Genomic DNA, 11,967 nt, shown 5'->3' on the forward strand with positions numbered 1-11,967 from the left:
CGAGGTGGCGAACCAGAATGCCGGAATCAGACGACTACGCTCCTGCCGCCGACCAGGGCGGCCCCAACCCGCCTGCCGCCGAACTCCCCGCCGACCGCTCGATCACCCAGCGCCAGCTGAACGTGCTGCGGGACAAGCTCCGCCATATCGACCGGCAGCTCGCATCGGCCACGCAGAACAACGCCAAGCTGGTCTCCGCGCTCGAGTCCGCCCGCACGGAGATCGTCCGGCTGAAGGCGGCCCTCGAGAAGGAGGGTGCCGCCCCGTTCAGCTTCGCCACCGTGATGCAGGTGAACCCGAAGCGCCCGTCCGAGCCCGGGACCACCACCGAGGCGACAGTGCAGGACACGGCCGACATCCTGCAGTCGGGGCGCAAGCTCCGCGTCACTGTCAGTCCTCTCATCAACGTCCGCCAGCTCGCTCCCGGCCAGGAGGTGCTGCTCAACGAGTCGCTCACCATCGTCGCCGCGCTCGGCTTCGAGCGGGCCGGGGAGATCGTCACCGTCAAGGAGCTCCTCGGCGCGGACCGCGCGCTCGTGGTGGGCCGCACCGACGACGAGCGCGTCATCAGGCTCAGCGGGCCGCTGCGCGCGGAGAAGATCCGGGTGGGCGACGCCCTCGCCGTCGACACGAAGTCCGGATACGGTCTCGAGAAGGTCCCCCGCAGCGAGGTGGAGAACCTCGTGCTCGAGGAAGTGCCCGACATCGCGTACGGCGACATCGGTGGGCTCGGCCCGCAGATCGAGCAGATCCGCGACGCCGTCGAGCTGCCCTTCCTGCACCCCGACCTCTACCGCGAGCACGGGCTCAAGCCGCCCAAGGGGATCCTGCTCTACGGCCCGCCCGGCTGCGGCAAGACGCTGATCGCCAAGGCTGTGGCCAACTCGCTCGCCGCGCGGGCCGCCGAGCGCGCCGGCGTCGAGCAGATCCGCAGCTATTTCCTCAACATCAAGGGACCGGAGCTGCTGGACAAGTACGTGGGTGAGACGGAACGCCACATCCGGCTCATCTTCGCCCGGGCGCGCGAGAAGGCCTCCGACGGCAGCCCTGTCGTCGTGTTCTTCGACGAGATGGACTCGCTCTTCCGCACCCGTGGCACCGGGGTGTCCTCCGACGTGGAGACCACCATCGTGCCGCAGCTGCTGAGCGAGATCGACGGCGTCGAGAAGCTCGAGAACGTGATCGTCATCGGTGCCTCCAACCGTGAGGACATGATCGACCCGGCCATCCTGCGCCCGGGCCGGCTGGACGTGAAGATCAAGATCCAGCGGCCCGACGCGGAGGGCGCTGCGGAGATCTTCGCGAAGTACGTCACCGCCGACCTCCCGCTGCACGCCGACGACCTCGCCGAGAACGGCAACGATCCGCAGAGCACCATCGCCGAGATGATCCGCCGCACGGTGGAGCAGATGTACTCGACGGACAAGTCCAACGAGTACCTCGAGGTGACCTACGCGAACGGCGACACCGAGATGCTGTACTTCAAGGACTTCAACTCCGGGGCCGTCATCCAGAACGTGGTGGACCGCGCCAAGAAGTACGCCATCAAGGACCTCCTTCTCGACGGCAGCCGGGGTCTGCGCATCGAGCACCTCATGCGGGCCGTGGTGGACGAGTTCCGCGAGCACGAGGACATGCCGAACACCACGAACCCCGACGACTGGGCGCGCATCTCCGGCAAGAAGGGCGAGCGCATCACGTACATCCGCACGATCGTGCAGGGCAAGGCGGGCCAGGAACCGGGCAAGTCCATCGAGACGGCGGCGAATACCGGCCAATACCTGTGATCGGAACCGGGGGACGACGCACCGCTTCGGGGGCCGCGCTGCCCGCCGTCGGTGAGGGGATCTCCGTGCACCGCGTCATGGGGACGGAGACGGAGTACGGCATCATCGCGCCGGCCCTGCCGTCGGCGAACCCGACGTTGCTGTCCTCCCAGGTGGTCAACGCCTACGCAGCCACCCTGCGCGAAGGACTCGGCAACCTCGCGGGCACGCGGTGGGACTACACGGACGAGACGCCGCTGACGGACGCCCGGGGCTTCCGGATGGACCGCGAGAGCGCACACCCGAGCCAGCTCACCGACGAACCGCCCGAGCTCAGCGCCGAGCAGATCGCGCTCGAACGCGGGGAACCCACCGAGACCGCCGTCCTCATGAACCTCGTCCTCAACAACGGGGCGCGGCTCTACGTCGACCACGCGCACCCCGAGTACTCGTCGCCCGAGGTGACCAATCCCCTCGACGCCGTCCTCTGGGACCGGGCGGGCGATCACGTCGCCGTCACTGCCATGCAGCGGATCAGCGCGATGCCCGGCTTCTCACCCGTGATCCTCTACAAGAACAACACGGACAACAAGAGCGTCTCCTACGGATCCCACGAGAACTACCTCGTGCCCCGCACGGTCCCGTTCTCCAAGCTTGCCGAGGCGCTGATCCCGTTCTTCGTCTCCCGCCAGGTGATCTGCGGTGCGGGACGCGTGGGCCTCGGACCGCTGAACCAGGAGCCGGGGTTCCAGATCAGCCAGCGCGCCGACTTCTTCGAGAACGAGATCGGCCTCGAGACCACGGTCCGGCGGCCCATCATCAACACCCGCGACGAACCACACGCGGTCGCGGAGAAGTACCGGCGGCTGCACGTGATCATCGGCGACGCGAACCTCAACGAGGTGTCCAACTACCTGAAGATGGGCACCACCGCCCTCGTCCTCTCCCTCGTCGAGCAGGGCGTCGCGCCGGTACCCGTGCTCGAGGACCCGGTCGGGGCGCTGCACGCCATCAGCCACGACCCCTCGCTGCGCACCACGGTGCGCCTCACCGACGGGCGCAGCGTGACGGGGCTGGACCTGCAGGACCTGTACTGCGAAGCCGTGCTCGCAGCCCTTCCGGCGGACGCCGACGAGCAGACGCGTGACGTCGTCGACCGATGGCAGGCGCTCCTCGCGACGCTGCGCCGCGACCCCTCGGACGCCGCCCGGCAGGTGGACTGGATCTCGAAGCTGAAGGTGCTGGAGGCGTACCGCGCACGCGACGGGCTCGCCTGGACGGACCCCCGCCTGGCGCTGATCGACCTGCAGTACGCCGACCTGCGGCCCGAGAAGGGTATCTACCAGCGGCTCGCACGCAGGAACGACGTCGACCTGCTCGTGCCGCCCGCCGAGGTGGCCCGGGCCGCCGTGCACCCGCCGAGGGACACCCGCGCGTATTTCCGGGGCCGCTGCATCGCGGAGTACCCCGCGGAGGTGGTCGGTGCGAGCTGGGACTCGCTGATCTTCGAGCTCGCGGGGGAGCGGCGGCTGCAGCGCGTCCAGACACGGGAGCCGCTCCGGGGAACGGCGGCCCTGACCGAGGAGTTGTTCGAAGTAGCAGCGGACGCCGAGGATTTCCTCGCCCGATTGTTGAGCGGGCCTGATCGGCGCGTGGCACCATAGGATTGCGATCCCACAACGGATCACGGACACGGGAGGGGAGCCATCATGGCGACGCAGGACCGCAGGAACACCAGCGGATCGGCAACGGAGGCGGAGGAGGAGGCACCTGATCCCACCCCCGCCACCCCGGAAGCCCAGGGCTCCGCGCAGACGCAGGGCGTGGACGACCTCCTCGACGAGATCGACGGCGTGCTGGAGTCCAACGCCGAGGAGTTCGTCCGTGGATTCGTGCAGAAGGGCGGCCAGTAGCGGATGCTCCCGGACGATGCAGCAGCAGCGGTTCCCCGGGCCGCCTCGACCTCCTTCGCCGACTACCTCGACGTGCACCACCCCGGACTGCTGCCGTCCAACCGCACGCTCGGGTCCGTGAGCCCCTCCGCCGATGCAGGCCACCTCGCCCCCCACGCCACGACGATCGTCTCCCTGACCTTCCCCGGCGGCGTCCTGATGGCGGGGGACCGCCGTGCCACCATGGGCAACGTCATCGCGAGCCGCCACATCGAGAAGGTCTTCCCGGCTGACCGCTCCTCGGTGCTCGGGATCGCGGGGAGCGCCGGCATCGGGCTGGACCTGACCCGGCTCTTCCAGGTGGAGCTCGAGCACTACGAGAAGATCGAGGCCACGATGATGAGCCTCGACGGCAAGGCCAACCGCCTCGCGGCGATGGTCCGGCAGAACCTCCCCATGGCGATGCAGGGCCTCGCCGTCGTGCCGCTCTTCGCCGGGTTCGACGCCGACCGCCACGTCGGTCGGATGTTCTCCTTCGACGCGACCGGCGGACGGTACGAGGAGCAGGAGCACCACTCGGTGGGCTCCGGATCCGTGTTCGCCCGCGGGTCGCTCAAGAAGCTGTGGAACCCGCGCCTGGACGAGGCGTCTGCGGTGCGCGTGGCCGTGGAAGCCCTCTATGACGCGGCCGACGACGACTCCGCGACGGGAGGCCCCGACGCCGTGCGTTCGCTGTGGCCCGTGGTCTACGTGGTGGACGCGGCCGGCGCGCGGCGCGTCCCCGAGCGCGAACTCGAGGCCGTGGCGCACGCCATCATCGACGCCCGCTCCGCCGCGGGCCGGGAGGCCTAGGCCATGACACAGCAGTTCTACGTCTCCCCGGAACAGCTCATGAAGGACCGCGCGGACTTCGCGCGGAAAGGCATCGGCCGCGGCCGGTCGGTCGTGGTCATGAGCTGCCGCGACGGGATCGCCCTCGTCGCGGAGAACCCCTCGCCCTCGCTGCACAAGCTGGGCGAGATCTACGACCGCATCGCGTTCGCCGCCGTGGGGAAGTACAACGAGTTCGAGAGCCTCCGGCAGGCCGGCGTGCGCTACGCCGACGTCCGCGGCTACTCCTACGCCCGGGAGGACGTGACGGCCCGCGGTCTCGCCAGCGTCTACGCGCAGAGCCTCGGCGCCGTCTTCACCGCGGAGAGCAAACCCTTCGAGGTCGAACTCGTGGTCGCCGAGGTGGGCCGCAACCAGGACGCCGACCACCTGTACCGGCTCACCTTCGACGGCTCGATCGCGGACGAATCCGGGTTCGTGGTCATGGGCGGCGCGGCCGACGTCGTCGTCGACGCCCTGCAGGGCACCTGGTCCGCGGAACTGGGCCTCCCCGAGGGCGTCCGGGCCGCCGCGCGCGCCCTGCGGAACGGTGGGACCGCCGGCACGACCGCAGAGGGTGACCGGCCCGGCGCCGCACTCGACTCGTCGGTCCTCGAAGTCGCCTTCCTCGAACGCGATCCCGACACCCTGCGCGGCAGCCGCCGCGCATTCCGCCGCATCGGCGGACCCGAACTCGAGAACCTTTTGCAGCACGGACAGGACACCTGATGGACCGGCGCATCTTCGGAGTCGAGACCGAGTTCGGTATCTCCTACTCGGGCCCCAACTCGCGCCCGCTCTCGCCGGAGGAGGTGGCCCGGTACCTGTTCCGCAAGGTGGTCAGTTGGGGGCGTTCCTCCAACGTGTTCCTGACGAACGGCTCGCGCCTGTACCTCGACGTCGGCTCCCACCCCGAGTACGCCACCGCGGAATGCGACGACCTCGCCCAGCTCGTCGCCCACGACCGCGCGGGTGAGCTGATCCTCGAGGACCTCGTGTCCGAGGCGCAGCGCAAGCTGGCCCAGGAGGGCTACGACGGCAAGATCTACCTCTTCAAGAACAACACCGATTCCGCGGGCAACTCCTACGGCAGCCACGAGAACTACCTCATCCCGCGCAAGCTCGAGTTCGCCCGGCTCGCCGACATCCTCATCCCGTTCCTCGTGACACGGCAGCTCCTCGTCGGGGCCGGCAAGGTCCTGAAGACGCAGACCGGCTCCATCTACGCCTTCTCGCAGCGCGCCGACCATCTGTGGGAGGGCATCTCGTCGGCCACCACCCGGTCCCGCCCCATCATCAACACGCGCGACGAACCGCACGCCGACGCCGAGCACTACCGCCGGCTGCACGTGATCGCAGGCGACTCCAACATGTCCGAGACCACGATGCTGCTGAAGATCGGCTCTGTCGACCTGCTGCTGCGCATGGTCGAGGCAGGCGAGGTGATGCGGGACTTCCGGTTGGAGAACCCCATCCGCAGTATCCGCGAGATCTCGCACGACCTCACGGGCCGGCAGGTGCTCAAGCTCGCGAACGGCCGGCACATGACGGCGCTCGAGATGCAGCGCGAGTACCTCGCGCGTGTGACGGCGTTCGTCGGCCGGCACGGTGCGCACAACGACCACGTGCCCGCGATCCTCGACCTGTGGGAGCGGGTGCTCGACGCCGTCGAGACCGGCGACACCTCGGGCATCGACACGGAGGTGGACTGGGCCATCAAGAAGAAGCTGATCGACCGCTACCTCGCCCGCTCCGGCGGCGACCTCGATTCCGCCCGGGCGGCCCAGCTCGACCTGACCTACCACGACATCTCCCGTTCGCGCGGACTCTTCTTCCTGCTTCAGGCCCGCGGGGAGGCTGCACGCGTCGTCGACGACACCGCGGTGAAGGAGGCCGTCGACGTGCCTCCGCAGACCACGCGCGCACGGCTGCGCGGGGAGTTCGTCCGCCGGGCCAAGGAGGCGAACCGCGACTACACCGTCGATTGGGTGCACCTCAAGCTCAACGACCGCGCCCAGCAGACCATCCTCTGCAAGGACCCCTTCACCTCGGTCGACGAACGCGTCGAGGCCCTGCTCCAGCAGCTCTGACACAGCTCGGACCTGACCGTGGCGCGGCAGGACGCCGTGTCATCCGGTGCTACCCCGTGTTTCCCGGTCGCCGCGGGCACGGGCCCGCCCGTCAACGGCGCAGGCGCAGGAGAAACCGTGCGGCCCGAGCCGTTAGGCTTGTCAGGGCCCTTTGTTTCGCGGGCAGCCCGACCTGGACACCAACCTGAAAGTGGTTCTGTGCGAAAAGTACTAGCAATCCTTCTTCCGCTGCTGTTGCTGCTGCTGACGGCGTGCGGCGGCCCCACGACGGACTCCTTCGAGGGAGACGCGTCGGGGAAGTCCGCGGGAGCCGCCGAGATCTTCGACACCGTCGAGGTCAGCGGAGGCTCCGACGAGGAGGCGCCCACCGTCGAGTTCGACGAGCCGCTGGACACCAGCGCCGCTGCGGCCAAGACGGTCCAGGAGGGCGACGGCGACGAGATCCAGGAGGGCGAGCAGATCCGCGTGCAGCTCGTGGCACTCAACGCCGAGGACGGCTCGGTGCTCGGTGAGACGTACAGCCAGGGCGAGCCGCAGGTCCTGCCCCTGGACGACACCTTCAAGGGTGAGTTCCCCGAACTGTTCGAGGTCCTCATCGGCACGAGGGTCGGGTCCCAGGTCGCCTTCGCGGCGCCCGCCCCGGAACAGGGCGCAGGAGCGGCCGAGAGCCCGAAGCAGATCCTCGTCCTGAAGGTCATCTCCGCCGAGCAGCCCCCACCGGAGCCCGAGGTGATGTCCCCCGAGGACGTCAAGAAGCTCGACGACGAGGGGCAGCTGCCGACCTTCACGTTCGATGAGAAAGGCGCCCCCGAGGTCACCATCCCCGAGAACGACCCCTCCGACGACCTCGTCGTGAAGGTGCTCGAGGAGGGCGACGGCGAGGTGCTCGCCGAGAGCGACACCATCACCGCGAACTACACCGGCTGGACCTACGCCGACGGCGAGAAGTTCGACTCGAGCTTCGACCGCGGCGAGCCGGCCAGCTTCCCCCTGAACGGCGTCATCACCGGCTGGACCAAGGGACTCGCAGGCCAGAAGGTCGGCTCCAAGGTGATGCTGGTCATCCCCGAGCCGTGGGCCTACCCCAACGCCGCCCAGGGCCAGCCGTCCGGCACGCTCGTGTTCTACGTCGAGATCGTCAGCAAGGACGCCGCCCAGTAGTACCGGGAACACCCCTGCCGCCGGATGACCCGGCACCCTTCCAACGCCCTTTCCACGAGAGGAAAACCATGTCCTTCGGACAGCGCAGCTTCGACCGGCAGAAGCCGGAGATCGACTTCCCCGCCCACGACGCCCCCACCGACCTCGTCATCGAGGACATCATCGAGGGAACCGGCGACGAGGCCAAGCCCGGGAACACCGTGTCCACGCACTACGTGGGCGTGGCGTTCTCGACGGGCGAGGAGTTCGACGCGTCCTGGAACCGTGGGGCGCCGCTCGACTTCCGCGTCGGCGTGGGCCAGGTCATCCAGGGCTGGGACCAGGGCCTGCTCGGCATGAAGGTCGGCGGACGCCGCCGCCTGGAGATCCCGTCGCACCTCGCCTACGGACCGAGCGGTGCGGGTTCGGCGATCGGCCCCAACGAGGCGCTGATCTTCGTGGTGGACCTGCTCGCCGTCCGCTAGCACCACGCGGGCCGGAGCGTCTGCTCCAGCCCGCTCGCCCAGCAGCATCGTCCAGGAGGGACGCAGGTCAGCCCCGGTTGGCGTGCGTCCCTCCTGCCGCTCCGAGGAAAGGTAGGGTTTCACCGTGTCCGCAAAACGTACCGAACGCCTCCTCACCCTCGTGATCATGCTGCTGTCGAGCCGCCGCGGGTTCACGAAGGATGAACTGTTCGAGGAGATCGACCTGTACCGCGAGGCGACGTCCGTGGCAGCACGGGAGAAGCTCTTCGACCGGGACAAGGCAGCCCTCCGCGAGCAGGGGATCCCGCTCGAGTCCTTCAGCGAGGACGCCCTGTTCGACAACGACAACACGGTGCAGCGCTACCGGATCGACGCCGAGGACTACCGCCTCGGCGGGGTCACCTTCCAGCCCGAGGAATACGCCGTCCTCAACCTCGCCGCCGGCGTGTGGGACCAGGGCTCCCTCGACTCCGCGGCATCCCGCGCCCTGCGCAAGCTCAGCTCCCGCAGCACCGACGGCGGGATCGAACTCACGCCCCTCATCCAGCCGCGCATCACCACCGACGCACCCTACTGGGACGTCGTGTGGCAGGCTCTCACCTCCCGGGCGCCCCTCCGCTTCCCGTACCGCGCGGCCAGCACCGGGCGCGAGGAGGTCCGCACCGTCCACCCGTGGGGGATGGGTGCGCGCTTCGGCCACTGGTACCTGGTCGGCTTCGACACCACACGCGACGCCGAACGCTTCTTCCGCCTCTCCCGCATGACCGGCGAGCCGGTGATCCTGCCGGGGACGTTCGACGTCCCGGCGTCCTTCGACATGAACCAGACGCTCTCCTCGCTCTCGCGCCGCGAACCCGACCGCACGGCCGTCATCGCCGTGCGGCCCGGTTCCTGCCAGGTGCTCCGGGTCCGGAAGGACACGGAGGTCCTGCAGACGGGGGAGGAGTGGGACGTCCTGCGGGTACCGTACGCGGCGGCCAGCCCCATGGCGGCCACGGTCGCGGGGCTGGGCACCAACGCGAGGGTGCGCGAGCCCCAGGAGCTCGCCGTGGAGGTCGGACGGCTGCTCGACGGCGCCTACGAGGCCGCCGTCGCCGCACCGCACGGCCTCGAGATCACTGAGGGCGTGCGGCCGGCGCCGCGGCGGAAATCCTCCGCCCAGGACCATCTGCTCCGCCTGCTGGACCTCGTGCCCTACCTCCTGGCTCACCCGGGCGCGGAGGTGGGCGAGACGGCACGGAAGTTCGACGTCAGCGAGAGCCAGCTGACCAAGGACCTCGACCTGCTGTTCGTCAGCGGGCCGCGCCATTACCCCGACGGCCTGATGGACGTGAACATCGAGGACGGCCGGATCTACCTCACCAACGCACGCGACCTGGCGGAGCCCGTGAAGCTGAGCATGGACGAGGCCTGCTCCCTGATCGTCGGGCTCCAGGCACTGCGCGAGCTGCCCGGCATGCGGAACAACGAGGCGATCGTCAGCGCCCAGACGAAGCTCACCGCCGCCGCGGGCGACGCCGCCCGCATCGGCACCGCGGTGGCGACGAAGCTGACGGAAGACGACATCGACCCCACACTCGAGGTGCTGCAGGCCGCCCTGCACTCCCGGGTCCGGGTGGAGGTCGACTACTTCGTGCCCACGCGCGACGAGATCACGCACCGCCTCCTCGAGCCCATCCGGATCTTCCTGCACCAGGACACCTGGTACCTCGAGGCGTGGAGCGTGGACTCGGACGGGCTGCGCAACTTCCGCCTGGACCGCATCCAGAGCGCGGCGCTGACGGACCAACCGGCCACGGCTCTGGTGGACGAGGAGTCCCTCGCCCGGGACCGGCGCGCGGTCCTGCCCTACCGTTCGGGCGACACGGACCAGGCCGTCACGCTCCTGCTGGAGCCGCGCGCGCGCTGGATCGCCGCCCAGTACAACGCGGACGCCGTCGAGGAACTCGGCGAGGACCGCCTCGCGGCGCGCCTGAAGGTGGCGTCGAGCGCCTGGATCCCCGGCCTGGTGGCAGGACTCGGCGGGTCCGCCGCCGTCGTCGCACCGGACCACCTGCGCGAGGAGACCGTCCGCTGGCTCGAGGCAGCCAGGGCGCACCAGGCCCTGGCCTAGACTGGACCCATGCTCTGGTGGATGTGGATCGTGCTCTGGGTGGCACTGGTGGCGGTCGGTGCGATCTTCCTGGCCGTCGTCGGGTTCCGCGTGTTCCGTCGTGGAATGCGAACTCTCGGTGAATTCGGGGAAGCGATGGACCGCCTCCAGGTGGACGTCCCGCCCGACGACGCCGTCGCCGCGAGCTCATCGGGAGTACCCGGGATCCCCGTGCCCGCCGTGTTCTCCCGGCCCGAGGACATCCGTGCCGCTCGTGAGCTCGCCCGGCTGCGCCGTGCCGACGACCGACGCAGCAGGCGTGTCGTCAAGCGGGCCCGTCGCGGACAGCCCCAGCTCCTGCAGGACATGCCCCACCTGTGACCTAAACTGGTGGGGGGATCAACGAGAGGAATTGGCATGAGGCTCGAAGGCTGGCATATCGTCATCATCATCGTTCTTGCAATCGTCCTGTTCGGCGCGCCGAAGCTGCCGGGCCTGGCGCGCAGCGTGGGACAGTCACTGCGGATCTTCAAGTCCGAGGTGAAGCAGATGAAGGACGAGAACAACACCCCGGACGCCGGGACCGATCCCGTCGAGGGCCGCGTGGTCACCAACCCGACGCCGCAGACGTACGCGCCCACCTACCAGACGCCCGTGCAGCACCCGGGGCAGCCCGGGCAGGCACCCCACCAGGGTGACGGCCGCGCTGACGGCCGTGCTGATGACACCCCGGCCGGCCCCTCGCAGCACGGCAGTTCCCCCTCGACCAACCAGTAGGCCGGGAGGCCCCGGTGTCACCAGCCAAGGTCCGCCCGCGCGGCAGGAAGGCCAACCCCGAGGGGCGCATGGCCCTGAAGGAGCATCTGCGCGAGGCGCGCAACCGTCTCTTCAAGTCCGCGATCGCGGTCATCCTCGCAACCGTGGCCGGGTTCTTCGTCTACGAGCCGGTCCTGCGCGCCCTGGCCGCACCGATCATCGCGATCAACACCCAGGACGGCCGGACGGCGTCGCTGAACTTCGACAGCGCCGCCTCGCCGTTCGACCTGCTCATCCAGGTCTCCGTGTTCCTCGGCCTGGTCCTCTCCAGCCCCGTCTGGCTGTACCAGCTGTGGGCGTTCATCACCCCGGGGCTGAAGATCAAGGAGCGCCGGATCGCACTGGCGTTCATCGCCGTCGCCGTCCCGCTGTTCCTGGCGGGCATCTACCTGGCCTGGCTGATCCTGCCCAACGCGGTGCGCGTGCTGACCGAGTTCACCCCCGAGGACTTCTCCAACTACATCAGCGTCACCGTGTACTTCACGTTCGTGCTGCGGCTCATGCTCGCGTTCGGAATCGCGTTCCTGCTGCCGGTGGTGCTGGTGGGCCTGAACCTGGTGGGCCTGGTATCCGGCAGGCAGATCCTCAAGGCGTGGCGGATCACCGTGTTCCTGGTCTGCCTGTTCGCCGCGATGGCCGCACCGGGCGGTGATGCGCTGAGCATGTTCTACCTCGCGGTGCCGCTGCTGCTGCTGTTCTTCGTCGCCATCGGGCTGTGCCTGCTCAACGACAAGCGCCGCGCCCGGCGCAACGCCGCCCGTGAAGCCTCCGTCGAGGCCACCGCCGACACCGCGTCCCCCCTCGACGCCCTGTAAA

Annotated in this window: 12 protein-coding genes; all 12 read left to right on the top strand. The window is 69.3% G+C overall.

Features of this window, described 5'->3' with window-relative positions:
- The first annotated feature begins 17 nt into the window (after window positions 1-17).
- The 12 genes from arc (at window position 18) to tatC (ending at window position 11,966) form a co-directional block, all read left to right on the top strand.
- Complete coding sequence (arc, locus tag AC4D2C_RS05725; protein WP_490913316.1) at window positions 18-1,787, top strand: proteasome ATPase; 1,770 nt, start codon at window positions 18-20, stop codon at window positions 1,785-1,787.
- Between the two features lie 77 nt (window positions 1,788-1,864).
- Complete coding sequence (gene dop, locus AC4D2C_RS05730; RefSeq protein WP_490914012.1) at window positions 1,865-3,430, top strand: depupylase/deamidase Dop; 1,566 nt, start codon at window positions 1,865-1,867, stop codon at window positions 3,428-3,430.
- Window positions 3,431-3,475: 45 nt separating this feature from the next.
- Entirely contained in the window at window positions 3,476-3,679 is a 204-nt protein-coding gene (locus tag AC4D2C_RS05735) for a ubiquitin-like protein Pup (protein WP_490913318.1), read from the top strand.
- Window positions 3,680-3,682: 3 nt separating this feature from the next.
- On the top strand, window positions 3,683-4,510 hold the full coding sequence (gene prcB, locus AC4D2C_RS05740) for a proteasome subunit beta (RefSeq protein ID WP_490913319.1): 828 nt from the start codon (window positions 3,683-3,685) through the stop codon (window positions 4,508-4,510).
- A 3-nt stretch (window positions 4,511-4,513) separates the two neighbouring features.
- Window positions 4,514-5,257, top strand: coding sequence for a proteasome subunit alpha (prcA, locus tag AC4D2C_RS05745; RefSeq protein WP_490913321.1), 744 nt, complete (start codon window positions 4,514-4,516; stop codon window positions 5,255-5,257).
- Entirely contained in the window at window positions 5,257-6,618 is a 1,362-nt protein-coding gene (gene pafA / locus AC4D2C_RS05750; protein WP_490913323.1) for a Pup--protein ligase, read from the top strand. Before prcA ends, pafA begins: the two co-directional genes overlap by 1 nt.
- A gap of 198 nt (window positions 6,619-6,816) precedes the next feature.
- Window positions 6,817-7,779 carry an FKBP-type peptidyl-prolyl cis-trans isomerase gene (locus tag AC4D2C_RS05755; protein WP_490913324.1) on the top strand — a complete coding sequence of 321 codons (963 nt, stop codon included), beginning with the start codon at window positions 6,817-6,819 and terminating at the stop codon, window positions 7,777-7,779.
- Window positions 7,780-7,847: 68 nt separating this feature from the next.
- Entirely contained in the window at window positions 7,848-8,243 is a 396-nt protein-coding gene (locus AC4D2C_RS05760) for an FKBP-type peptidyl-prolyl cis-trans isomerase (RefSeq protein ID WP_490905989.1), read from the top strand.
- A 124-nt stretch (window positions 8,244-8,367) separates the two neighbouring features.
- Window positions 8,368-10,356, top strand: a complete 1,989-nt coding sequence (locus AC4D2C_RS05765; RefSeq protein WP_490913326.1) for a helix-turn-helix transcriptional regulator — start codon at window positions 8,368-8,370, stop codon at window positions 10,354-10,356.
- 9 nt (window positions 10,357-10,365) lie between these two features.
- Window positions 10,366-10,716, top strand: a complete 351-nt coding sequence (locus AC4D2C_RS05770) for a hypothetical protein (protein WP_490913327.1) — start codon at window positions 10,366-10,368, stop codon at window positions 10,714-10,716.
- A gap of 36 nt (window positions 10,717-10,752) precedes the next feature.
- A complete protein-coding gene (gene tatA, locus AC4D2C_RS05775; RefSeq protein WP_490913328.1) occupies window positions 10,753-11,112 on the top strand; it encodes a Sec-independent protein translocase subunit TatA in 360 nt (119 codons plus the stop codon).
- 68 nt (window positions 11,113-11,180) lie between these two features.
- Window positions 11,181-11,966: a twin-arginine translocase subunit TatC gene (gene tatC, locus AC4D2C_RS05780; RefSeq protein ID WP_490914013.1), complete on the top strand. Its 786-nt coding sequence runs from the start codon at window positions 11,181-11,183 to the stop codon at window positions 11,964-11,966.
- Window position 11,967 lies beyond the last annotated feature (1 nt).

The organism is Arthrobacter sp. TJ-240, from assembly GCF_058269195.1.

Coding starts and splice junctions, on each gene's coding strand:
- prcA (WP_490913321.1), top strand. CDS start 4,514: ATGACACAGCAGTTCTACGTCTCCCCGGAACAGCTCATGAAGGACCGC.
- pafA (WP_490913323.1), top strand. CDS start 5,257: ATGGACCGGCGCATCTTCGGAGTCGAGACCGAGTTCGGTATCTCCTAC.
- prcB (WP_490913319.1), top strand. CDS start 3,683: ATGCTCCCGGACGATGCAGCAGCAGCGGTTCCCCGGGCCGCCTCGACC.
- dop (WP_490914012.1), top strand. CDS start 1,865: ATGGGGACGGAGACGGAGTACGGCATCATCGCGCCGGCCCTGCCGTCG.
- arc (WP_490913316.1), top strand. CDS start 18: ATGCCGGAATCAGACGACTACGCTCCTGCCGCCGACCAGGGCGGCCCC.
- AC4D2C_RS05735 (WP_490913318.1), top strand. CDS start 3,476: ATGGCGACGCAGGACCGCAGGAACACCAGCGGATCGGCAACGGAGGCG.
- AC4D2C_RS05760 (WP_490905989.1), top strand. CDS start 7,848: ATGTCCTTCGGACAGCGCAGCTTCGACCGGCAGAAGCCGGAGATCGAC.
- AC4D2C_RS05770 (WP_490913327.1), top strand. CDS start 10,366: ATGCTCTGGTGGATGTGGATCGTGCTCTGGGTGGCACTGGTGGCGGTC.
- tatC (WP_490914013.1), top strand. CDS start 11,181: ATGGCCCTGAAGGAGCATCTGCGCGAGGCGCGCAACCGTCTCTTCAAG.
- tatA (WP_490913328.1), top strand. CDS start 10,753: ATGAGGCTCGAAGGCTGGCATATCGTCATCATCATCGTTCTTGCAATC.